Source organism: Chitinophaga qingshengii, from assembly GCF_014529935.1.
Classification (GTDB): Bacteria; Bacteroidota; Bacteroidia; order Chitinophagales; family Chitinophagaceae; genus Chitinophaga; species Chitinophaga qingshengii.
The window spans coordinates 542214-564832 of sequence record NZ_JACVFC010000004.1 but is presented as its reverse complement, the minus strand read 5'-3'; the positions used below and the strand labels follow the sequence as shown (position 1 = coordinate 564832).

The window sequence follows — 22619 nt, the reverse complement described above, 5'->3', positions numbered from 1 at the left end:
ATTCATCTATCACGCTTTTCCCGTGCAGACACTGTCATTTTACGGTATCCTTATCAATCCAATAAATATATATAAACGATTTTAATATTCAGAAATTATTTATGAAGCTGGACAACCTGCTTCAATATTAATAAATTGCACGTTCTAATCTAATGGTAATATGAATCTGGAAGAACTGGAAAGGCTATATCAGGAACAGGCATATACGGTTGCGGCGATTGAACTGGAAACATATCTGGAAGAGCATCCCACCGAAGCAGCAGCGTGGTATCTGATGGGTAAGTGCAGACTGGAAATAGCTAAGTCCGAGGAAGAAAGGGACGAAATGGTGACGGCATACGAAACCGCCTATGAGGCGTTCAGCAAAACACTGGAATATGATCCGCTACATATTCAGGCGAGGGTACATCGTGCCTATATGGGCGCCAATGTGCTCACCGATAAGTCAGCGGCCACCCTGGAGGACTGCCAGCTGATCCTCGATCAGGGCGATGAAGAGCTGATGACCAAAGCCCTGTTATACCGGTTCCAGGTATGGGTGCTGCTAAATGAAACAGAAAAAGCGCTCGCAGATATGCATCGTAATCTGGAGATTTACCAGTCACTTTACCATGATGATCTGCCACAGCTCAATGTAGCCAGGTTCCAGTGTTATACGCGCATCGGCGATGTGTATTACCACAACGATAACAAACCTACCGCACTGGACTATTACCGGCAGGCATTCCATTGCACGGTCTACAATAACCGGACACTTTCTACGCTGCATTTCGCCCTTGAAATGGCCGACTACGACTTCGCTGCGGAAATGCTGCATATCGCCAGCACCTCAGGCGAACAGGAAGAAGAAGACATGCTGAAAATCCTGTTGGAGGTGAAAGCCCTGCTGGACCAGGGTGTACGCCATCTGGCACTGGCAAGGGAATTCTGCTGGGGCACTATCGACTACTGGCACCAGTTTTACGGGGAAGATGAAGCAGAAGGTACGCTGGAACAGATTTCCACCGGCAAACGTTTCATTGCTCTGTATCCGGAAGAAAGTTACTTCTATCACTTTACCGGCACCGCCCTCTTTAACATCGGCAGTTTCAGTGAATCGTTGCCGTATTATGAGAAGGCGATGGCTATCCGTCCCTACCCATCTACCATTATCCGCTGGTACTATGCCCATTACAAAACACATGGGCAGTTCCCGGAGAGCTGGCCGAATATCGATTATCCCATTGCGTACGACTGGTACTCCGCAGGTGTGGTATGCAATGAGCTGATGCAGGACGAAGAAGATGCCGAGGTACGAGAATTTATGGGCGGCTTGAAGAAATACCTCTACCAGAAAGCCTATGCCCTGTATTATCCTTACTGGTACGAGAATACCGGCTCCTCCTACGCCGGTCATCCACACCATTTTGCAATGTGCTGCAACAACTACGGTATCACGCTGTTTGAACTGGGCGCTTATGAAGATGCCGTCCTCATTCACAGTGTGGGCTATAACATGTCCCCCTTCTGGGAACAGCTGGAATCCAGGGCAGATGCCTTTCACCAGCTGGGTAAATATGCAGAAGCCGTAGGCGACCGGCAAATGATCCTCAGTACCTTCCTTTCTTCGCTGCCGTTGGTATATTATGTATCCATCCACGAACGTATCATCGAAGATCTCACCGCACTGGAACGCTACGATGAAGCATTGGCACTTTACAATAAGATACTGTCAGAGTACGAGGAATGGATCTCTAACGATATGGAAGAACTGGAAGAAGAAGAACAGGAAATCATCATTTACAATATAGACCGGATCAAAACCGGCCGGGCTTTCATCAAGACCGGCAGCCAGGACGATCTGCACGAAAGAATACAGGCGCTCGAAAAACACCTGGAAGAAAAACCGGACGACAGCGACGCGTACTTCAACCTGATGTACCTGTATTATGACAACGCCCAATACGAACACTGTATCGGTGCTGTCAATAATCGTATATCCATTGGCGGTATTCCAAAACTGCCTTTGGTATCACAGATGAAGATCTACTATTTCAGGGGCAAAGCAGCCCTCAAACTGGGCCGGTACGAAGCCGCCATCCAGGATATGCTGCAAACGCTCGATATTATGTCCCGCGGCGATGAGTCAGATAACTCACCCAATAACCGCTGCGGTGTATATGCCTTCCTCGCAGAAGCGTATCTGGGGCTGCAGGATTATGACAATGCCCTGTCCTATGCCAATCAGTGTGTACAAACTTACAAAGACATGAACTGGAGCTGGGATGCCGAATCATCCGCCTTCTATTACTCCCTGGCACTGGCGCAGGAAGGAAAAGGCGATCTGGCGGCCTGCAAAAAAACCATTGACCGTATTTTGGAGAAGGATCCGGGGTTTCAGCCGGCATTGAATAAAAAGGCGGCGATGAAGAATAGCAGTGGGTTGTTTTCGTTTCTGAGGAAGAAAAAGGATTAATTCACGCAAAGGCGCAAAGCAGCAAAGAGCGCAAAGATGATATAAGTGAATATAAGAAAGCAAAGGAGCGAAGATCAATAGTTGATCTTCGCTCCTTTGCTTTCTTATTAATCTTAACAAAAAACCTTTGCGCTCTTTGCTGCTTTGCGCCTTTGCGTGAACTATGCAAGCTGGCGGGCACTAATTAATCAACACCTTATTCCTCACCAGCAAACAAGCGCCGATAATCCCGGACCGCTCACCCAGACTGGAAATACGCAGCTTGGTATCGTTGTTCACCAGGCTGAGGGAATATTTATTCACCGCGCTTTTAATCGGCAGCCGGATATAATCCTGTGTGGCGGCGAGGCTACCGCCCAGTATCACCAGTTCCGGGTTGAAGATATTAATCAGCAAAGCGATGCCGCGGCCCAGGTTCTCGCCTATTTTAGCAATCAGTTCTATGGCCAGTACGTCGTCGTGATTGGCGGCGTCGATGATATCTTCCAGTTGTATGTTGTCCGGAGCGCCGGGTCTGCGGCTCAACATGGAGGAAGAGCCTTCCCGTAGTTTTTCCTGGAACATACGCGTGAGTGCCCATCCGGAGGCTTCGGTTTCAAGACAACCTTTTTTTCCACAGTGACAGATAATTTCATTGTCAAATAGCGGAATATGCCCTACTTCCCCGCTGTAGCCGGATTTGCCGTAATACAACTGACCGTCGATGAGCACGCCCATACCGATGCCGTAGTCGAGGTTCAGGAAAAGTACGTTGCGTTCCCCATGCACGGCGTCGGAGCAAAATTCGCCGTAGGCCATGGCGCGGGAGTCGTTTTCCAGGAAAACGCGGATGCCTATTTTATTTTCGATGATTTTACTCAACGGTTCTTCATCGAAATAGAAAAAGCTGTAGCTATAGCCGGTGGCGTAGTTGATACGGCCGGAGAGGTTGATGCCAATGCCTAATATTTTTTCCCGGGGTACCGGCAATCCTTTGATGAAGTTGCTGATCAGCGTACAAAGATCCTCCAGGGAGGATTTGTTGTTGTCCAGTTTATAGGGAATATTTTCTTCCGTACAGATCAGGTTTTTCTGCAGATCGGAAAGTCCCAGGTTAAGATGATGCTGCTTTACATCCACCCCGATGAAAAATGCGGAATCCGGCACCAGTCCGTACAGATTGGGTTTGCGGCCACCGGTGGATTCTACTTTCCCATAATCTTTTACCAGTCCGTCCTGTATCAGATCGTTGAGCAGGGTGGTTACTTTCGGTGCGCTGAGGTTTAACTGCTTGCACATGTCGGCGATGGTGGCATTGCCGATATTGGCGAAGTAGGCCAGGGCGGCTTTCTTCAGGTTAATGTTCTTATAGGCTACCCCGGTAACATTTTCATTGTTCAATTCTTCGAAAAAGGTTTTAGCCATATATAGTTGTGCTTTTTACTTGAATGAGGGGCCAAGTTAATAACGTTATTCTTAATAATTATTAAAAGCGGGTTCAATCAAATCTATTATTTACGGAAATCTGTTATATTTCAAAAATTATTTTATTATTTAACAAGAATAAATAAAATTTATTAATTAGTATTAGCAGTTAGTAATTAAATTTTTTATTTTAGTTCTTTATGATTGCTATCAGACGATTTTTTATCAGCCAACTTCTTTGTCTCCTAACCTGGCAACTAAGCGCCCAGTCGCTGCAGACCGACCTGATCATCATCGGCGGCGGCGCCAGCGGCACCACGGCAGGCATACAAGCCGCCCGTATGGGCGCCCGGGTAACCATCCTGGAAGAAACCACCTGGTTAGGCGGCATGCTCACTTCAGCCGGCGTTTCGGCCATCGATGGGAACAACGCACTACCCTCCGGCCTGTGGGGCGAATTCCGGGAACAACTTATCCGGCATTATGGCAGCGCGCAAGCCCTCGCCACCGGCTGGGTCAGCAACACCCTCTTTGAACCGTCTGTGGGCAATAATATCCTGCAACAGCTGGTTAAAAATGAAAAACAGCTGCAGGTGCTGTTTAACACCACCTGGACCGGTATCAAAAAAATCAACGGCCGCTGGCAGGTTACCTTCCTGCGCAACAACCAGCCCGGTTCTATTGAAGCGCCGCTCGTTATCGACGCTACAGAACTGGGCGACGTAATGGCCGCCACTCACACCGGCTACCGCACCGGCATGGACAGCCGCCTGCAAACGGGCGAAGCAGTCGCCCCGCTGAAAGCCAATAACTACATCCAGGTGCTGACCTACGTAGCCACGCTGAAAGATTACGGCACCGGGGCCGACAAAACCATCCCCCGCCCTGCCGGCTACGACCCCACGCCTTTCCGCTGCTGCTGCGCCAACGACGATCCTTACGGCGGTGGTGGTGGAAAAATCAACTGTGACCATATGATGCAATACGGCAAACTGCCCAATCATAAGTACATGATCAACTGGCCCGGTTGCGGTAACGACTACCCGCTCAACGTTATCGAAATGAGCCGCGAAGCCCGCTCACAGGCCCTGCAAAAAGCTAAACTGCATACGCTCCGGTATCTCTATTACCTGCAAACGGAACTGGGCTACAAACACCTCGGCCTCGCCGATGATGAGTACCCCACCGCCGATAAACTGCCCATGATCCCCTACTACCGGGAAGCACGCCGTCTCAAAGGCATTGCCACACTGAGCTTCAACCATGTGGCTAAACCTTTCGACCAGCCGGAAGCCTACTATCGCACGGGTATCGCAGTGGGTGATTATCCTATTGACCATCACCAGGAAAAAGATCCTGCTGTACCGAAAATAGATTTCTCCAAAGCGAAAGTACCATCTTACAATATTCCGCTTGGCTCACTGATACCCGCTACTACAGATGGTTTGATCGTGGCAGAAAAAAGTATCAGCGTTACCAATATCGTCAACGGTGCTACCCGCCTACAGCCGGTGGTATTACAACTGGGACAGGCAGCCGGCGCACTGGCGGCCATCTCCCTGCAACAAAAAATACAACCCCGGCAGGTAGCAGTCCGGCAGGTACAACAAGCCTTGCTGGAAGCCGGCGTATACCTGATGCCCTACATCGATGTGCCCAAAGCGCATCCGCACTTTGCGGCAATTCAACGTATAGGCGCTACCGGTATCCTCCGGGGCGCTGGCGTACCATACACCTGGGCCAATCAAACCTGGTTTTATCCGCAACGGCCCATCAGTGAATATGAATTTACACAAGGACTGCTGAGTTACTACCCTGGGATTGCCAAACTCAATCCCACCGGGCAGGACCTCACACCGGCCTTCCTGGTAAAAGCATTGCAGGCAGCTGGCGCAACGGTCAATAACGAGCAGCTTACCACCGCCTGGAACCAGTTGCAGCTGGGCGCTTCACCGCACGACAACCAACCCCTCAACCGGGAAACGGCCGCTGTACTCACCGATCATTTCCTTCACCCGTTTGATATTCCCGTGTCCTTCACAGGCGCTATTCAACATAAAACCACCACACCATGAAAATAACAGGCACTTTCCTCGATGAAATCAGTCACGATATCCCGCACCAGAACTGGGGCCGGGCAGAATGGGACGCCGATTTCTCCCACATGAAAGCCGTAGGCATAGACACGGTATTCCTTATCCGCAGCGGTTTTCAACGCTGGCTCACCTACCCTTCCAAAGTAGTGATGCAGGAAGAAGGCGGCTACGAACCACCGGTAGACCTGGTAAAGATGTTCCTCGAACTGGCCGATAAACACCATATGAAGTTTTATTTCGGGCTCTATGACTCCGGTAAATACTGGTGGAAAGGGGACTTCCAGAAAGAGGTGGACATCAACCTGAAAGTAATTGATGAAGTGTGGAAAAATTATGGTCATCATAAATCTTTCCAGGGCTGGTACCTGACACAGGAAGTCAGTCGCCGTACCGGAAAAGTGATTGACCTGTACGCCAAACTGGGTAAACATTGCAAAGACATCTCCAACAATCTGCCTACCCTCATCTCTCCCTGGATAGATGGGAAAAAGGCTGTTATGGCCGCTTCCTCCACTATCACGAAGGAAGATGCCGTATCGCTGAAACAACATGAAAGCGAGTGGAGTGAAATCTTCGACGGCATCAAAGGCGTAGTAGATGCAGTAGCCTTCCAGGATGGTCATATCGAATTCCACGAACTGCCCGATTTCTTCGCCGTCAACAAAAGAATGGCCGACCGCTACGGTATCCAATGCTGGACCAATGCCGAATCCTTTGATCGTGACATGCCTATCAAATTCATGCCTATCAAATTTGAGAAACTGCGCATGAAGCTGGAAGCCGCCCGCAAAGCGGGTTACGACAAAGCCATCACTTTTGAATTTTCCCATTTTATGAGTCCCCAGTCAGCCTACCTGCAGGCCGGGCATCTCTATAACCGCTATAAAGAATACCTCAAAACCCTCTGATACATGAACAGAACAATGGAATATGCCGCGTTATACCGCAACAACCTCCTGAATGACGTCATCCCTTTCTGGATGCAGCATTCTCCCGACAAACAATACGGAGGTTATTTCACCTGCCTCAACCGCGATGGCAGCGTTTTCGATACCGACAAGTTCATCTGGCTGCAATGCCGGGAAGTATGGTGTTTCGCCATGCTGTACAACAAAGTGGAGCAAAAACAGGAATGGCTGGACATGGCTATCCAGGGCGCGGAATTTCTCCGCAAACATGGTCGGGATAAAGACGGTAGCTGGTATTTCTCCCTTACCCGTACCGGCGAACCGCTGATCGCTCCCTACAATATTTTCTCCGACTGTTTCGCCGCCATGGCATTCGGGCAGCTATACCAGGCCACCGGCAACGCAGATTACAGTCACATCGCCATCACTACTTTCCATAACATCCTTCGTCGCCAGGATAATCCCAAAGGCCACTATTCCAAGGCCATTGCGGGTACACGGCCTCTGCAGAACTTCGCACTGCCCATGATATTGTGTAACCTGGTGCTGGAAATGGAATCGCTGCTCGACAAAAAACTGGTGGAAGACACCATCCAACACGGCATTCACACGGTGATGGACGTTTTTTATCAGCCGGATACCGGGCTGATTATGGAAAACATTACCCCCGAAGCCATGCTGTCCGATTCTTTTGAGGGCCGCCTGATTAATCCCGGCCACGGCCTGGAAGCGATGTGGTTTGTGATGGACCTGGCTACCCGTAACAACGATCAGGCACTGATTAAAAAAGCAAAAGATACCGCCCTCACCCTGCTGGAATACGGATGGGACAAGGAAAACGGCGGCATCTTTTATTTCCTTGATGTAAAAGGTTATCCGCCACAACAGCTGGAATGGGACCAGAAACTGTGGTGGGTGCATATAGAAACGATTATCAGTCTGCTGAAAGGCTACCTGCATACCGGCGATGAAAAATGCTGGCAATGGTTCGAAAAAGTGCACGACTACACCTGGAAACATTTCCCGGACCCTGAAAATGGTGAATGGTTTGGTTATCTTAACAGGCAGGGACAGCCCCTTTTGCCGCTCAAAGGCGGTAAGTGGAAAGGCTGTTTTCATGTGCCAAGAGGACTATACCAAAGCTGGCAAACGCTGCAGCAGATTGCAGCCAAACAGGCATTATCTACTCAACCCAAATAATTATGGCGGTAATATCCACAACCAACCAGGCCTCCACTACAGTCACCGGTAACCGGCAATCCTATACGCCGGCACTGATTTCGCTGGCTGTGCTTTATTTTATGATGGGTTTCATCACCTGTCTGAATGATACGCTGGTGCCTTTTTTCAAAAAAGGGTTCACCCTTACCTACTCGCAGTCGTCGCTGGTACAGTTTTACTTTTTCCTCACCTACGGCATCATGTCGGTGCCGGCAGGCAGGATTGTAAGCCGTACCGGTTACAAAAAAGGGATGGTACTGGGCTTTGCCATAGCGGCCGTAGGCGGATTGCTGTTCTATCCCGCGTCCGTGTATCATCAGTACGTATTGTTTCTGGCGGCGCTGTTTGTGATCGCTATCGGCATTGTAATGCTACAGGTAGCCGCCAATCCGTATATCACGGCGTTGGGGCCCGCCAATACGGCCTCTGCGCGTTTAACGCTGATACAGGGCGTAGGTTCAGTAGGTACCACGGTGGCGCCCTTGTTTGGTGCGCACTTCATCCTGGCGCGACTGGAGGAATCCAGCGCTTCGAGTGAAGCCGTACGTTATCCCTACCTGGGCATTGCCGCATTGCTGCTGCTGATTGCCTTTGTAGTTTCCCGTTTATCCCTGCCCGTTATCAGTACTACGGGCAATGTGGAAAAAGCAGATCGAAGCGGTAGTGGTGTATTTTCCCATCGTAACCTGCGTTTCGGCATTATCGGCATTTTCGTGTATGTGGGCGCGGAAGTATCCATCGGTACTTTCCTGACCAATTATATCACCGATCTGTTAGGCGTTCCGGAGAATGTGGCCAACAACTACGTCGCCTTTTACTGGGGCGGCATGCTGGTAGGACGATTGCTGGGCGCGGGTTTGCTGCGCATATGGCAGCCCTCCAGGGTACTGGCAGTATGTGCCGTGGCGGCGGTAGCGCTGATATTGATATCTGTGAACAGTTCCGGATTACTGGCCGTGTGGAGCATGATTGCCGTGGGATTGTGTAATGCGATCATGTTTGCCACTATTTTCTCGCTGTCGGTAGCCGGTGTAGGCCGTCATACCACTGCGGCATCGGGGTTATTGTCAACCGCCATCTGTGGCGGCGCAGTGATTTCCTATGCCCAGGGCCTGCTGAAAGATCATGCCACCTGGCAGATCGCTTTCCTGGTACCGGTTATTTGTTATCTGTACATCCTGTTTTATGGCCTCAATGGTTATAAAACATCCAATCAGCGTGTATGAAACGGAGAGATTTTTTAAGGCAATCGGGGCTGGCTTCCGGTATGCTGCTGCTGCCTTCCTTTGTGCAGGCGGCGGTGGCTCCAAAGGCGACGGTTACCGGCCGGCGGGTAGTGTTTATCCGCTTGCAGGGCGGCAATGATGGACTGAACACCATCATTCCGTACGGACAGGCACACTATTACGAACAGCGGCCACAGCTGGCTATTCCGGCGGAGGAAGTGCTGCCCGCGGCTGATGGCTGGGGTTTTCATCCGGCATTGGCCGAGCTGTTGCCCGTGTACCAGCGACAGCAGCTGTTGGTATTACAACAGGTAGGTTATCCGGATACGGACCCGTCCCACTATCATTCCGGCCAGGTATGGCGTACCGGCTGTTGCCAGGGATTGGAGGCCAATCATTGGTTGCCGGCCGGTATACCTGTAACGGACTATGGAGAGCAGGATTTTATTTTTTCGCTGGAGGATGTCGCCCGAAGAATTTTACTGGGAGATGCCTGCCAGGTGTACCATGTGTCGCTCGATGGTTTTGACACGCACCAGTTCCAGCGGGTGCAGCAGGACCCGTTGCTGGGAACTTATGCACGGGGTGTACGGCGGTTGTTGCAGCAGCTGGAGCAAAACGGGCAGCTGGACAATACGTTGGTGGTAACCTGGTCGGAGTTTGGCCGGAGCCTGGCCCAGAATATCCGCCAGGGTACCGATCATGGGGAGGGCAACCAGGTACATATTTTCGGCAGCCGTTTACAGCAATGGGGTATTGAGCCTTGTATCCTTTCCGGAGAAAAGCTGCCCGTACGCACCGATTTCCGGAGCATCTACGCCACCATTGCCAGCCGCTGGCTGGGGGCAGACAGCAGGCTAAGCGGCCGCTTCCCGGTGATGAGCTGGGTTTGACGCCCCGTTCAAAGCGCCTTTCCAGCGGAATCTGTCCACAAATTTTTTTAATTCATAGAAAATAATACCTTTGCAGTCCTTTTTTGAGTAAAAAGGACTGCTCTTTTATTATTTTCGCGCGGCCTTCCGGGGCCGTCAGGGAAAAGCAAAAGTTCTTATTTTTATCAGTTCCGGGTGTGGTGAAATTGGTAGACATGCCAGACTTAGGATCTGGTGCCGCAAGGCATGGGGGTTCGAGTCCCTCCACCCGGACATATACTTAACTTATTAAGTGGCAATGTGTCAATATGGCAACGTGATAATGCTATGCTTTCCTTCACTTACATTGTCACTGCAGTCTTATCTGACGCGCTCTCACCTAATCAATTGTCTTTTATTATTTTTTTATTTCCTGCCATTCCTGCTTGCCGTTTGTGACTTCATGGCAGAAAATCAAACAAGGAATCATTATTGCTTCATAAAGAACATTTTTATACAATTCAATTATGGCAACCGTTACCAGAGAAAACATTGGTTTATTGAACGATAAGATCACTGTGAAAGTGAGCCAGGAAGACTACCTTCCTAATTTTGACAAAGCAGTAAAACAATTCAGCAAAAGTGCCAATATTCCCGGCTTCCGTAAAGGAATGGTACCTGCCGGTATGGTGAAAAAGATGCACGGTCCGGCCATTTTCGGCGACGAAGTGCTGAAAACCGTGGAAAAAGAGTTGATGGGTTTTGTACAGGCAGAAAAACTGGATATCTTCGGTCAGCCGCTGTCTCTGGAAAAAACCGCAAAAAACCTGGACTACGCTCAACCGGAAGAATACACTTTTGAGTTTGAAGTAGGTTTGAAACCAACTTTCGACATTACTCCCCTCGAAAACGACAAAACTACCCTCACCCGTTACAAAGTAACTGTTACAGACGACATGGTAAATGACGAAATTCAGCGTTTACAGCTGAAAGGCGGCAAACCTTCCGAGTCTGAAACCGTTTCTACTGAAGACGACATCATCAACGTTACTTTTGAAGAAGCAGATGCTAAAGGCAACGTGGTAGAAGGTGGTATCACCAAAGAAAACAGCCTGCTGGTAAAATATTTTACAGAAGCTGTACAGGCTGAGCTGAAAGGCAAAAAAATCAATGACAGCATTGTTATTGAACTGGGTAAATCCTTTGATGAGCAACGTTTGGGCTGGATCCTCAAAGATCTGGGCTTTGAAACCGACGACAAAGAAGCCGCTAAGAAGCACTTCAAACTGACCATCACCAAGATCACCCTGATCGAAAAAAGAGAATTGAACGAAGAATTCTTCAAAGAAGTTTATCCTGCTGACAGCATCACCACTGAAGAAGCTTTCCGCGCGAAACTGAAAGAAGAAATCGCGAAATACTGGGATTCAGAAAGCCGCAACCACATGCACAACGACCTGTTTGAAGTGCTGGTACACGAAACGCCGATTGAATTACCAAAGGATTTCCTGAAACGCTGGCTGCAGGTAGGCGGTGAAAAACCAAAAACTGCTGAAGAAGCCGAAAAAGAATTCCCAAGTTTCGACCACCAACTCCGCTGGACACTGATCAGCGATAAACTGGTTCGTGATAATAAACTGGAAGTTTCTTTCGAAGATCTGAGAGAAAATGCCAAACAAAAAGTATTGGGCTACTACGGTGGTGCTGCTGCTGACGGCGCTGAATGGCTCGACAGCTACCTGGACCGCCTGCTGCAGGACGAAAAATTTGTTGACCAGACTTACCGTGAAATGATCACCGCCAAGTTGTTTGACTGGGCTGAGACCAAGGTGAAAGTGAAAGAAGAGGAAATCAAAGCAGAAGAATTTGTTAATTTACCTCATAAACATCACCATCATGAACATTAATAACGACGAATTCAGAAGATATGCCATTAAACACCGTGGAATCAGCAGCCTGGTAGTAGACAGCTATGCAAAAAGCCATTCTATCAACAGCCTGACTCCCTACATCCTGGAAGAACGCCAGATGAATATGACGCAGATGGACGTATTCTCCAGGTTGATGGCTGATCGTATCATTTTCCTCGGCGACCCCGTGAACGACTATGTGGCGAACGTTATCACCGCACAGTTACTGTTCCTGGAGTCTTCCGATCGCAACCGTGATATCCAGATGTACATTAATAGCCCCGGTGGTAGCGTTTACGCTGGCCTGGGTATTTATGATACCATGCAGATCATTTCTCCGGATGTAGCTACTATCTGTACCGGTATGGCCGCCTCTTTCGGCGCTGTACTGCTGGTAGCAGGTACCAAAGGAAAACGGACTGCCCTGAAACACGCCCGCGTAATGATCCACCAGCCTCACGGCGGTGCGGAAGGCCAGACTTCTGATATCGAAATCACTGCCCGTGAGTTCGTTAAACTGAAGAAAGAACTCAACGAAATCATTGCCGGTCACTGCGGTCAACCCGTGAAAAAAGTGGAAAAAGACTCTGACCGTGACTACTGGATGACCGCCGATGAAGCCAAAGAATACGGTATCATCGACGACGTACTGCAGAAAAATCCGAAAAAACAACTGGATACTCCGCAGTAATCCGGGAAACGGGTAACAAAGCAGCACAGATATAGCATAATTATTAATTGTTAAATCCTGTAAACGCTTGATTTACCCCGTAACCATGACAACATCCGGACTGATCAGGAACCTCCTGGACAGTTAAGATAACTTTAACAGTCCCGCCTGAGGCGGGGCTGTTTTATTTTCTGCCCGCCCGGATTTTTAGTGTAAATTTGTAACCCTGTAACGAGATTGCAGGTCATTGAGATTCGTCGAAAAATAATTTATTCTGAAATGAAAGAATCCAAAATTCGTTGTTCTTTCTGCAGCCGCTCCAAAGATGATGTGCAGATACTGATTGCGGGTGCTGAAGGACATATCTGTGAAAACTGTGTGGCCAACGCACAGGAGATTATTGACGCGGAATTATTCACTCCCGGCAAAAAATCTTCCACCCCGGCCGCCAGCGCTATGCCCAAAGTAGCCAAACCCATGGACATGAAGAAGTTCCTGGATGAATACGTGATCGGGCAGGATGACGCTAAAAAAATACTGGCTGTAGCGGTATATAACCACTACAAAAGGCTTAATCAGCAGATAGGAGAAGATGAAGTGGAAATCGAAAAATCCAACATCATCATGGTCGGTGAAACCGGTACCGGTAAAACCCTCCTGGCCAAATCCATCGCCAAACAACTGAACGTACCCTTCACCATCGTAGATGCCACCGTATTCACAGAAGCCGGCTACGTAGGCGAAGACGTGGAAAGTATCCTCAGCCGCCTGCTCCAGGTATGTAACTACGACGTGGAAGCTGCTGAACGTGGTATCGTATACATCGATGAAATCGATAAAATTGCCCGTAAGAACGATAACCCTTCCATCACCCGTGATGTAAGCGGCGAAGGCGTTCAACAAGGCCTCCTCAAACTGCTGGAAGGCGCCGAAGTACTGGTACCTCCACAGGGCGGACGTAAACACCCGGAACAGAAACTGATCAAGCTGAACACCAGCAATATCCTGTTCATCTGCGGTGGCGCATTCGATGGTATCGACCGCATCATCAGCAGAAGAGTGCAAACACACTCCATCGGCTTCACTGTTAACAAAGAGAAAGAAGAAGAAAGCAGAAAACAGATCCTCCGGTATGTAAATTCCCAGGACCTGAAGTCTTTCGGCCTCATTCCCGAACTGCTGGGCCGTCTGCCCGTTGTGACTTATCTCAACTCACTCGACCGCGACACCCTGAAAGCCATCCTGACAGAGCCGAAAAATGCACTGATCAAACAATACAAGAAACTGTTCGCTATCGAAAACATAGACCTCCAGGTAGAAGATGAAGCGATCGAATATATCGTGGACAAAGCCATGGAATACAAACTGGGCGCCCGTGGCCTCCGGTCTATCTGCGAAGTGGTACTGAGCGATGCCATGTATGAACTGCCATCCGCTAACGAATCCACCTTTGCGCTGACTAAAGAGTATGCCCAGAACAAACTGGAACAGTCTACCCTATCGAAGCTCAAAGTAGCGTAATTCATATCGGACTGCGGACTATCACCGCAGTCCGATTCACCTTTAAAACCCACTATTATGCAGGAACTTATTCAGCAATTACAGGCCAAAGCCGGCCTTACTCCTGAACAGGCTGCCCAGTCGATTGAAGTGATCAAAGAATACGTGAAAGGCAAACTTCCTCCCTTTATTGCGGGTACTGTAGATACCTGGTTCGCCAATATGTCTGATAAACCCGGCGAAAAGAAAGAAGGACTCATGGACCAGGCCAGCGATTTCCTCGATAACGTAAAAGACAAAGCAGAAGACTGGAAAGATAAAGCGGAAGATTGGGCCGAAGAAGCCAAAGACAAAATCTCTGACTTCTTCCATAAAGACGAGAAAAAGGCATAATCATGCCACCCAAAAGATATCAGGGCTGACCGATAAGGTCGGCCCTTTTTTATTGCAGGAAAAGCGTTTACGTCTCCGCCACGTGATGAAACCCTAGGCAGAAGTAAATTGTTCCAAAAAAGTGTCTAACTTTTTGGAACAATTTACTTCTGCCTAGGGAACATGCGCCGATCTCCGCTCCCATCTCGGCACAATCAGCGAAATCATAAAAAATCATGACCATCACAGTTACAGGCTTTTCAAATACAGAAACAACGCCTGTAACTCTTCATCGGTGTACTGTGCCGTCATAGACCAGGGCATGTCTTTATTCTTCAGCTGCAAACCCTCTGGCGTTTTACCGGTACGTAACGCGGTAATAAACTCACCGGCTGTCCATTTTCCCAGATTGCCTGCAGCGGTAATGTTTGATACCCTTTTACCGCCGGGAATAGGGCTTTCTCCGCCCGTAAAACGGGGATTGTGGCATCCTGTGCAGGACACTGACAGATACTCGCCATATTCTTTGGTAACGGTAACGGGCATCTTATCGGGTTGCTGATAACCATGGTCGATTTTCTCAGCGGGAAAGAGCGGTACTTTCCCCAGCACCGCCAGTACCTTTCCGACAGGACCGGTTTTCATAGGTGGCAGCGTCCTGTCCACCGCTGGTTGCGCCTTACAGAAGGCTACCAATGCGGCGATATCATGATCGGAAAGTTTCGCGTATTCATAGGAGGGCATGAGCAGCAATGTCTTATTGTCGGTACGAAGGCCATGCCGCATGGCCCGCAGCCAATCGGTATCCGTATACCCGGTAGGGCGGCCTCCCTGACCACCGGTGAGATTGGCGCCCGCAAAAAAACCGACAGCCGGATCATCCAGGAAAACTTTACCGCCCAGGTCGGCTCCATGGCAATCACCACAACCTTTGATCGCATATAAATGTGCGCCGGCCGCTATCGTCGCCGAATCGCCGGGAACGGGGATAGAACGGACTTCCACCGCATATGATTTGTTTACATGCGTGCTGTATACATAATAGAAAACACCAAAGACAATCAACAACAGGGATATCAGGCCCAGTATGGCAATACCGGCCCATTTGAGCATTTTGGGGAACATAATATTTTCTTATGAAGGTTTAAAAATCAGCAACAAAAATAAAGTGGGGAATTGGGCTGGACATCAGTAGTAGTACCGATTTTTAAAAGGAGCTGCTTTTAACGTACGAAAGCATAACGTGAAATTACAGGTTATAATATGTTTGAGGGCTTTCCGGTATAAGAAAGCACCCGTTTTAAAGGGTGCTTTCCTGTGCGTAAAAGTGTTTCAAATCTTTCTTTGATTTTGTGTTAAGGTTGATAAACGGTAAAGAGTGATGAATTAACCCAAATTTAACGTTCCTTTTGCAATATTAAATAACACTAAAGGGGTAATATTTCATTTTATTGTCAAAAAAGATAAGTGGTTTGCAGTTTATCTTTTTTTAAATTAAAAAAAATCGCCTATCTCAATCCTCTTAAAATCAATATAAAGATTCATTTTCTTATCTTAAGGCTTCTCTTGCTATAACGATTTTCTGGATCTCGGAAGTGCCTTCTCCGATGGTGCATAATTTTGCATCACGATAATATTTTTCCACCGGAAAATCTTTCGTATAGCCATAACCGCCAAAAATCTGTACCGCATCATTGGCTACTTTCACCGCTACTTCGGAGGCGTAATACTTCGCCATAGCCGCTTCCTTGGTCATTTTCACGCCACGGTTCTTCATATCGGCAGCCTGCAATGTCAGTAAAGTGGCGGCTTCAATTTCGGTAGCCATATCCGCCAGTTTAAAAGACACGCCCTGGAAATTAGCAATGGGCTGGTCAAACTGGTACCTTTCCTTGGCGTATTTAACAGCAGCATCACGGGCGCCCATTGCAATGCCCAACGACAGTGCCGCAATGGAAATACGGCCCCCGTCCAGCACTTTCATGGACTGTATAAACCCATCTCCTTCTTTTCCCAGCATATTAGCAGCGGGAATGCGGCAGTTATCAAAAATCATTTCAGCAGTTTCGGAAGCCCGCATGCCGAGTTTGTTTTCTTTCTTGCCACCGCTGAACCCTGGTGTGCCTTTCTCTACTACGAAAGCAGTCATACCATGACTGTCCCGTACATCGCCGGTGCGGGCTATGACAACCGCCACATCACAGCTTTTACCGTGTGTGATCCAGCATTTGGTACCGTTGAGTATCCAGTGGTCGCCATCTTTTTTAGCGACGCATTTCATATTCATGGCATCAGAACCGGTATTGGGCTCTGTCAGTCCCCATGCGCCGATCCATTCTGCGGTAGCGAGTTTGGGCAGGTATTTCTTTTTCTGTTCTTCATTGCCAAACTGGAGTATATGGCCGGTGCACAGTGAGTTATGTGCGGCCACACTAAGGCCGATAGCGCCGCAGAAACGGGCGATCTCACTCACCACGGTAACATATTCCAGGTATCCCATGCCGCTGCCACCATATTCTTCCGGTACCAGCACGCCCATTAATCCCAACTCGCCCAGTTGTTTGAACAATGCTACAGGAAACTCCTGGCTCTCGTCCCACTCCAACACGTGCGGTACAATATGTGTTTTTCCGAAATCCCGGATCATTTGCGCGATCTGTTGCTGCATATCCGTAGGCTCAAAATTCATAACGTGCGGGTTTAAAAAGTGATTACAATGTAATGTTCAATTTTACGATAAATAACGTCATCCACCAACGGTAGCTGCCGAAGCTCTTCCACACGCCTGAAACCCGCATGGGCACTGCGATACTGCACGATCAAACGGGCCAGTTTATAACGTATGTATGGGTGTGCTGCCAAAGATTTTTCATCTGTGAGGTTGAGATCTAGTTTTTTTAGAGAACCATTACCGATCTGTAAGAAAGGTTGAATTTTTTTAAAGGTGCTGTCGGGTAACCCATAACATTCACCCACCTGGCTGATATCATAAAACCCTCCCAGCTTCTCCCGGAAAGCCACGATACGCCGGGCAAAACCGGCGCCTATGCCTGGCAATGCCCGCCAGTCGGTCGTATCAGCGGTATTGATATCTATCGCACGGGGCGGTGGTTTACGATGGTAAGCGCTGCTGTCTTTTCTGTAAGTATACGGAGACTCCCTGCGCTCTCTTCGCCAGGCAGTGTCGGGCCGCATTGCTGCGCTGTTACGGGCGATACGCACATACGGCTGCAACCGCCTGCACAGCGCAGGTGAAAGACCATATATATGTTCGAGGTCGACAGCGGTACGGAAACGCCCGCCCTTTTGCCGGTAACGGTCTATAGTAGCGGCGGTACGGGCGCTCACGCCCAGTCGCTGCCAATCAGCCACCGGCAAGGTATTGGGGTCAAAATAAAATAAAACAGGCGGTACAACGGTAGCGGCTACACTATCTGCCACAGGCGGCCGAAATTCCTCACCGGCAGCGGCTTCCAGGGCAAGCATGGCGGCAGCGCATCCGGTGGTATCCGGCGGCGTACTGCGATGAAAATAAAACCAAAGGTCGGGAGCACGGCTGGTCAGGGCGACCAACACCAGTAGCAGCACAATGCCAGCCTGCTCTTTCCGGGAAAACCGGAACAGTTCTTTCAGGGGAGTTTGGGGCATATGGGGTTATCAATCACCCCAAGTTAATGCACCGTTACCAGTAAAATGTTAACCGGAAGTAAATGCGCCTATATTTCAAGGGTAAGCCCATCGTAAGCCAGGGCCATCCCGTCGGGCAGCTCTTTCATCACCTCATCATGAAGGCCCAGCTGGTGACTGATATGCGTGAAGTACACCTGCGGTACATCCAGCTCACGGCCCAGTGCGATAGCTTCTTCCAGGGTAAAGTGGGAGATATGTTTTTCTTTTCTCAGCGCGTTCAGCACCAGTACTTTTGAGCCGCGGATCTTTTCTTTTTCTTCGGGCGCAATGAAATTAGCATCGGTGATATAGGTAAAATCGTGGATACGGAAACCCATCACCGGCATTTTATAGTGCATTACCTGTATAGGCGTAATCGTGAGCCCATTGATCTGGAAAGGCGCGTCATCAATGGTTTTCAGGTTGATCTCCGGAATACCGGGATATTTAAAATCTGCAAAGGCATACGCAAATTCACGCATGATCACGTTCTGCGAGAAATCAGTGGCATAAATATCGATGGCGCCCTGCTGGAAATAATTGAATGCCCGGATATCGTCCATCCCGGCAATATGATCTTTATGGGAATGCGTAATCAGTACGGCCTCCAGGTGTTTTACCTGTGCGCGCAACATCTGGTAGCGGAAATCAGGGGTGGTATCCACCACTATGTTTCCTGCCGGGGAAGAAATAAAAATACTGCTCCGCAGCCGTTTGTCTTTGGGATTGGAAGAAGTGCATACTTCACAACCGCATGCAATAACCGGTACGCCCTGTGAGGTGCCTGTTCCAAGAAATGTAACTTTCATCCGTAGCATTAGTTTTCTGGTGCCTCTTCCCCGATGGCGGATGCATCATCAGCATCCGGTACGGGCTTGCTGTTAAGGATCTGCTTGTAGAGTTTGTGCGACTCTGCTGTGAGCAAATCCTCGTTCAACGGCAACGAGGATAAAATATCCAGCAGCGTGTTGATGCGTCCTTCCAGGTTCAGGAACTTATTGATCACCACAACCTTTTTATCTTCAAGGATACAATAACCGGAAGTAAAAGAACCTTTTTCAAAACGCAACAAATACTTGGCATCTTCAAAAATCTTCTCCAGCTTGGTCAGGTTATTAGGTGTGATCTTAATATTCATACTACAAATGTAACTAAAAGATTACTTGGATACCATTCTCGCCACAGGCACGATCATCTCTTCCAGCGAAATCCCGCCATGCTGGAACGTATTACGGTAGTAGTTAACGAAGTAGTTGTAGTTGTTCGGATAACACAGGTAACCATCTCCACGGGCAAAAATATAGGAAGAGTTCACGTTCGGCTTCGGCAATCCGGCATCTCTCGGGTCACGGAAGGCCAGCACTTCCTTGGCATCGTAGTTCAGGTTACGGCCGTGTTTATAGCGCAGGTTGGTAGTGGTCTGTTTGTCTCCGATCACTTTTACCGGCGTTTTCACCCGCACACTTCCGTGATCGGTTGCAATGATCAGGTTGATTTTTTTATCACTGATCCGTTTGAGCGCCTGGTGCAGCGGACTGTGCTCAAACCAGCTGGCAGTCAGCGAACGGTAGGATGTTTCATCGCTCGCCAGTTCCTTGAGTACTTCCATTTCCGTACGGGCATGACTGAGCATGTCCACAAAGTTGTATACAATGATACTCAGCGGATAGTCCAGCAGATTGTGGATATTACTGAGCATATGCTGCGCGTCGGTATGGTTGGTCACCTTGGTATAGGAAAACCGGGGGTCCATTTTCAGGCGTTGCAGCTGGGCGGCAAAAAACTTTTCTTCATACAGGTTCTTCCCCCCTTCTTCGTCATCATTTTTCCATTCCTGCGGAAATTTATGTTCGATATCTATCGGCAGCAGACCGGCGAAGATGGCATTGCGGCTATATTGCGTGCTGGTAGGCAGAATGCTGTAAAAAGTATCTTCTTCCACCATCCGGAAGGATTCCTGGAAAATGGGCAGGATAGCCTTGAACTGGTCCAGCCGCAGGTTATCTATCAGCAGGAATACGTTAGGCACGTCGGGGTCCAGCGCAGGGACCACCTTTCTGGAGAAGAGGGTATGAGACATGACCGGCGCATCGGTGGCTTTGGGATGCAGCCAGTCAGAATAGTTGCGGCTGATGAATTTGGCGAATTCTGTGTTGGCCTCCGCTTTCTGGGCATTAAATACTTCCAGCATTTCCGGGCTGTTGGCTTTGGTCATTTCCATTTCCCAGTACACCAGTTTTTTATAGATGTCCATCCATTCGTTGTAATCGGGGTTGGAATTGAGAGCCATAAACAGCGAGCGGAACTCCTGTTGGTAAGCGGTAGTGGTTTTTTCGGCCACCAGCCTTTTGTTGTCTATTATTTTTTTGAGAGATAATAATACCTGGTTGGGATTCACCGGTTTAATCAGGTAATCGGTGATCTGTGAGCCGATGGCGTCGTCCATCAGGTTTTCCGCCTCATTTTTAGTGATCATGACCACGGGTATCTGCTGATCTATTTCTTTGATTTTGCCCAGTGTTTCCAGGCCGGTCAGGCCTGGCATGGACTCATCGAGCAGTACCACATCTACCACCTGCTCTTTCAGGAATTCCAGCGCATCGTAGCCATTGGTAAGGGCGGAAACGTTATAACCTTTGTTTTCGAGGAAAATAATCTGTGATTTGAGGGATTCAATCTCATCATCTACCCATAATATGTTGATCTGGCTCATAGTTCGTTTTATGGTTGCGGAAAAAAGAAAATTACCGCTATTTTTTGGCAAAAATCATTCCCCGGGTCATCCATCGCGGTAATTATATGTTAAAAATGGGTCATGCGGGCAAATTCCGGGATGAAAAAGCGGGCCAGTTCTTAAAGTTAATTACCTTCGCACATAACAATTTTCTACCTGTAACCTACCAATTGTTTTTACTGTAAATAGGGGTTTTCCCTGTTGAAAGCGTCATTATAAGTAAAAAAATTACATATAATTAATTCATGGTGTAGTTTTGCACACTGGCACTATGAATTTCAGGTGCGCTGAGGCATTTGAAATTGAATAATCTGATGCAATGACCGAACGCAAGCGAAAAATTGTTAATGATCCGGTGTATGGCTTTATTACCATAGACCACCCGTTGATTTTTAACCTCCTTTCCCACCCTTGTTATCAGCGTTTGCGCCGGATACACCAGATGGCACTGGCTCATTTGGTATACCCCGGGGCCATGCATACCCGTTTTCATCACAGCCTGGGGGCTTATCATTTGATGACCATGGCGCTCCAGGAGCTGAAGAACAAAGGCACCGCTATTACTCCTGAAGAAGAAGTTGCCGCCAAGATGGCCATTTTACTGCATGATATTGGCCATGGGCCTTATTCCCATGCTTTGGAGAATGGTATCATTGAAGGCGTGTCGCACGAAGCCATTTCCCAGTGGCTGATGGAAGACCTGAATCGCCAGATGGATGGCGCACTGTCACTTACCCTCGATATTTTTAACGGCCGTTATCATAAAAAATTCCTGCATCAACTGGTTTCCAGCCAGTTAGACGTTGACCGGATGGATTATCTCAACCGCGACAGCTTTTTTACCGGCGTAGCGGAGGGTACCATCGGGTACGACCGTATTATTAAGATGCTGACAGTACACCAGGGAGAACTGATGGTAGAAGAGAAAGGGATTTATTCTATTGAGAAGTTCATTGTAGCACGCAGACTGATGTACTGGCAGGTGTACCTGCACAAGACGGTGCTGAGTGCGGAGAACATGCTGGTGAAGATACTGCAGCGGGCCAAAGCCCTGGCGCAGGACGGACAACAGCTGTTTTGTTCACCGGCCCTGTCCTATTTCCTGTATAACACGGTCAGCAAGGACAATTTCGAAAGAGAGCCGGATTGTCTGCGGTTATTCTGCATGCTGGATGATTATGATATTATGGGCGCTATAAAAGTCTGGTCTGAGCACCCGGACAAAGTACTGTCACTTTTATGTAAATGGCTTATTAACAGAGAGTTATTCAAGGTTGTATTGACCAACGAAGCGTTTGACCGCAGTGCAGTAGATCTGCTGCGTCAACAGGTGGCACAAAAATGGCAGATCACTGGCGACGATCTTGACTATTTCGTTTTTACGGACGAGGCTACCCTAAGGGCTTACAACGTGAATGATGAAAAGATCAATATCCTGTTTAAAGATGGGACTGTGAAAGACATTTCCTCGATAGACAACGCATTGATTAGTCACACACTGGCTATACCGGTAAAAAAATTCTACATTTGTCATCCAAAAATCTAGGCTAACAACGTTTTACAAGCATTAAAATGTTAAGAAATTATTTCATACATTCCGGAG

At 48.5% G+C, this 22619-nt stretch carries 18 protein-coding genes and 1 tRNA gene; 12 read left to right on the top strand and 7 right to left on the bottom strand.

Going from position 1 to position 22619, the window contains the following annotated elements; all coding sequences use genetic code 11:
- Positions 1-160 precede the first annotated feature (160 nt).
- Entirely contained in the window at positions 161-2455 is a 2295-nt protein-coding gene (locus ICL07_RS26720; protein ID WP_188091110.1) for a tol-pal system YbgF family protein, read from the top strand.
- Positions 2456-2635: 180 nt separating this feature from the next.
- Here ICL07_RS26720 and ICL07_RS26715 read toward each other — a convergent pair whose 3' ends face one another.
- A complete protein-coding gene (locus ICL07_RS26715; RefSeq protein WP_188091109.1) occupies positions 2636-3859 on the bottom strand; it encodes an ROK family protein in 1224 nt (407 codons plus the stop codon).
- A 200-nt stretch (positions 3860-4059) separates the two neighbouring features.
- Here ICL07_RS26715 and ICL07_RS26710 point away from each other — a divergent pair, with 200 nt between their 5' ends.
- The 10 genes from ICL07_RS26710 (at position 4060) to ICL07_RS26665 (ending at position 14634) form a co-directional block, all read left to right on the top strand.
- Entirely contained in the window at positions 4060-5934 is a 1875-nt protein-coding gene (locus ICL07_RS26710) for an FAD-dependent oxidoreductase (protein WP_188091108.1), read from the top strand.
- On the top strand, positions 5931-6863 hold the full coding sequence (locus ICL07_RS26705) for a DUF4434 domain-containing protein (protein ID WP_188091107.1): 933 nt from the start codon (positions 5931-5933) through the stop codon (positions 6861-6863). The genes ICL07_RS26710 and ICL07_RS26705 overlap by 4 nt, the downstream gene beginning before the upstream one ends.
- A gap of 3 nt (positions 6864-6866) precedes the next feature.
- Positions 6867-8063, top strand: a complete 1197-nt coding sequence (locus ICL07_RS26700; protein ID WP_188091106.1) for a n-acyl-d-glucosamine 2-epimerase — start codon at positions 6867-6869, stop codon at positions 8061-8063.
- 2 nt (positions 8064-8065) lie between these two features.
- A complete protein-coding gene (locus ICL07_RS26695; protein ID WP_188091105.1) occupies positions 8066-9310 on the top strand; it encodes a sugar MFS transporter in 1245 nt (414 codons plus the stop codon).
- On the top strand, positions 9307-10203 hold the full coding sequence (locus ICL07_RS26690) for a DUF1501 domain-containing protein (RefSeq protein WP_188091104.1): 897 nt from the start codon (positions 9307-9309) through the stop codon (positions 10201-10203). The genes ICL07_RS26695 and ICL07_RS26690 overlap by 4 nt, the downstream gene beginning before the upstream one ends.
- A gap of 170 nt (positions 10204-10373) precedes the next feature.
- Positions 10374-10455, top strand: a tRNA-Leu gene (locus tag ICL07_RS26685).
- A 233-nt stretch (positions 10456-10688) separates the two neighbouring features.
- The gene (tig, locus tag ICL07_RS26680; RefSeq protein WP_188091103.1) at positions 10689-12068 is read left to right on the top strand and encodes a trigger factor; all 1380 of its coding nucleotides are present in this window, start codon (positions 10689-10691) and stop codon (positions 12066-12068) included.
- The gene (clpP, locus tag ICL07_RS26675) at positions 12058-12762 is read left to right on the top strand and encodes an ATP-dependent Clp endopeptidase proteolytic subunit ClpP (protein WP_078670190.1); all 705 of its coding nucleotides are present in this window, start codon (positions 12058-12060) and stop codon (positions 12760-12762) included. Before tig ends, clpP begins: the two co-directional genes overlap by 11 nt.
- Positions 12763-13020: 258 nt before the next feature.
- Positions 13021-14262, top strand: coding sequence for an ATP-dependent Clp protease ATP-binding subunit ClpX (gene clpX / locus ICL07_RS26670; RefSeq protein ID WP_188091102.1), 1242 nt, complete (start codon positions 13021-13023; stop codon positions 14260-14262).
- A 57-nt stretch (positions 14263-14319) separates the two neighbouring features.
- Positions 14320-14634: a YtxH domain-containing protein gene (locus ICL07_RS26665; RefSeq protein ID WP_188091101.1), complete on the top strand. Its 315-nt coding sequence runs from the start codon at positions 14320-14322 to the stop codon at positions 14632-14634.
- A 228-nt stretch (positions 14635-14862) separates the two neighbouring features.
- Here the strand turns inward: ICL07_RS26665 and ICL07_RS26660 are convergent, their stop codons facing one another.
- The 6 genes from ICL07_RS26660 to porX form a co-directional block, all read right to left on the bottom strand.
- On the bottom strand, positions 14863-15738 hold the full coding sequence (locus ICL07_RS26660; RefSeq protein ID WP_188091100.1) for a c-type cytochrome: 876 nt from the start codon (positions 15736-15738) through the stop codon (positions 14863-14865).
- Between the two features lie 424 nt (positions 15739-16162).
- Entirely contained in the window at positions 16163-17302 is a 1140-nt protein-coding gene (locus ICL07_RS26655; RefSeq protein WP_188091099.1) for an acyl-CoA dehydrogenase, read from the bottom strand.
- Between the two features lie 11 nt (positions 17303-17313).
- The gene (locus ICL07_RS26650; protein ID WP_188091098.1) at positions 17314-18261 is read right to left on the bottom strand and encodes a ComEA family DNA-binding protein; all 948 of its coding nucleotides are present in this window, start codon (positions 18259-18261) and stop codon (positions 17314-17316) included.
- Positions 18262-18329: 68 nt separating this feature from the next.
- Positions 18330-19091 (bottom strand): MBL fold metallo-hydrolase, encoded by a 762-nt coding sequence (locus ICL07_RS26645; protein ID WP_188091097.1) that lies wholly within the window; start codon positions 19089-19091, stop codon positions 18330-18332.
- Positions 19092-19099: 8 nt separating this feature from the next.
- Positions 19100-19420, bottom strand: coding sequence for a hypothetical protein (locus tag ICL07_RS26640; protein WP_188091096.1), 321 nt, complete (start codon positions 19418-19420; stop codon positions 19100-19102).
- A gap of 21 nt (positions 19421-19441) precedes the next feature.
- The gene (gene porX, locus ICL07_RS26635) at positions 19442-20995 is read right to left on the bottom strand and encodes a T9SS response regulator signal transducer PorX (RefSeq protein ID WP_188091095.1); all 1554 of its coding nucleotides are present in this window, start codon (positions 20993-20995) and stop codon (positions 19442-19444) included.
- A 340-nt stretch (positions 20996-21335) separates the two neighbouring features.
- Between porX and ICL07_RS26630 the strand changes: the two genes are divergently transcribed.
- On the top strand, positions 21336-22562 hold the full coding sequence (locus ICL07_RS26630) for an HD domain-containing protein (RefSeq protein WP_188091094.1): 1227 nt from the start codon (positions 21336-21338) through the stop codon (positions 22560-22562).
- Positions 22563-22619 lie beyond the last annotated feature (57 nt).

What these genes read in the sequence shown, in the direction of transcription:
- ICL07_RS26715 (WP_188091109.1), bottom strand. Translation starts at nt 3,859, where the DNA reads ATGGCTAAAACCTTTTTCGAAGAATTGAACAATGAAAATGTTACCGGG.
- ICL07_RS26660 (WP_188091100.1), bottom strand. Translation starts at nt 15,738, where the DNA reads ATGTTCCCCAAAATGCTCAAATGGGCCGGTATTGCCATACTGGGCCTG.
- ICL07_RS26695 (WP_188091105.1), top strand. Translation starts at nt 8,066, where the DNA reads ATGGCGGTAATATCCACAACCAACCAGGCCTCCACTACAGTCACCGGT.
- ICL07_RS26650 (WP_188091098.1), bottom strand. Translation starts at nt 18,261, where the DNA reads ATGCCCCAAACTCCCCTGAAAGAACTGTTCCGGTTTTCCCGGAAAGAG.
- ICL07_RS26690 (WP_188091104.1), top strand. Translation starts at nt 9,307, where the DNA reads ATGAAACGGAGAGATTTTTTAAGGCAATCGGGGCTGGCTTCCGGTATG.
- ICL07_RS26665 (WP_188091101.1), top strand. Translation starts at nt 14,320, where the DNA reads ATGCAGGAACTTATTCAGCAATTACAGGCCAAAGCCGGCCTTACTCCT.
- ICL07_RS26720 (WP_188091110.1), top strand. Translation starts at nt 161, where the DNA reads ATGAATCTGGAAGAACTGGAAAGGCTATATCAGGAACAGGCATATACG.
- ICL07_RS26705 (WP_188091107.1), top strand. Translation starts at nt 5,931, where the DNA reads ATGAAAATAACAGGCACTTTCCTCGATGAAATCAGTCACGATATCCCG.
- porX (WP_188091095.1), bottom strand. Translation starts at nt 20,995, where the DNA reads ATGAGCCAGATCAACATATTATGGGTAGATGATGAGATTGAATCCCTC.
- ICL07_RS26640 (WP_188091096.1), bottom strand. Translation starts at nt 19,420, where the DNA reads ATGAATATTAAGATCACACCTAATAACCTGACCAAGCTGGAGAAGATT.
- ICL07_RS26700 (WP_188091106.1), top strand. Translation starts at nt 6,867, where the DNA reads ATGAACAGAACAATGGAATATGCCGCGTTATACCGCAACAACCTCCTG.
- ICL07_RS26645 (WP_188091097.1), bottom strand. Translation starts at nt 19,091, where the DNA reads ATGAAAGTTACATTTCTTGGAACAGGCACCTCACAGGGCGTACCGGTT.
- tig (WP_188091103.1), top strand. Translation starts at nt 10,689, where the DNA reads ATGGCAACCGTTACCAGAGAAAACATTGGTTTATTGAACGATAAGATC.
- ICL07_RS26630 (WP_188091094.1), top strand. Translation starts at nt 21,336, where the DNA reads ATGACCGAACGCAAGCGAAAAATTGTTAATGATCCGGTGTATGGCTTT.
- clpX (WP_188091102.1), top strand. Translation starts at nt 13,021, where the DNA reads ATGAAAGAATCCAAAATTCGTTGTTCTTTCTGCAGCCGCTCCAAAGAT.
- clpP (WP_078670190.1), top strand. Translation starts at nt 12,058, where the DNA reads ATGAACATTAATAACGACGAATTCAGAAGATATGCCATTAAACACCGT.
- ICL07_RS26710 (WP_188091108.1), top strand. Translation starts at nt 4,060, where the DNA reads ATGATTGCTATCAGACGATTTTTTATCAGCCAACTTCTTTGTCTCCTA.
- ICL07_RS26655 (WP_188091099.1), bottom strand. Translation starts at nt 17,302, where the DNA reads ATGAATTTTGAGCCTACGGATATGCAGCAACAGATCGCGCAAATGATC.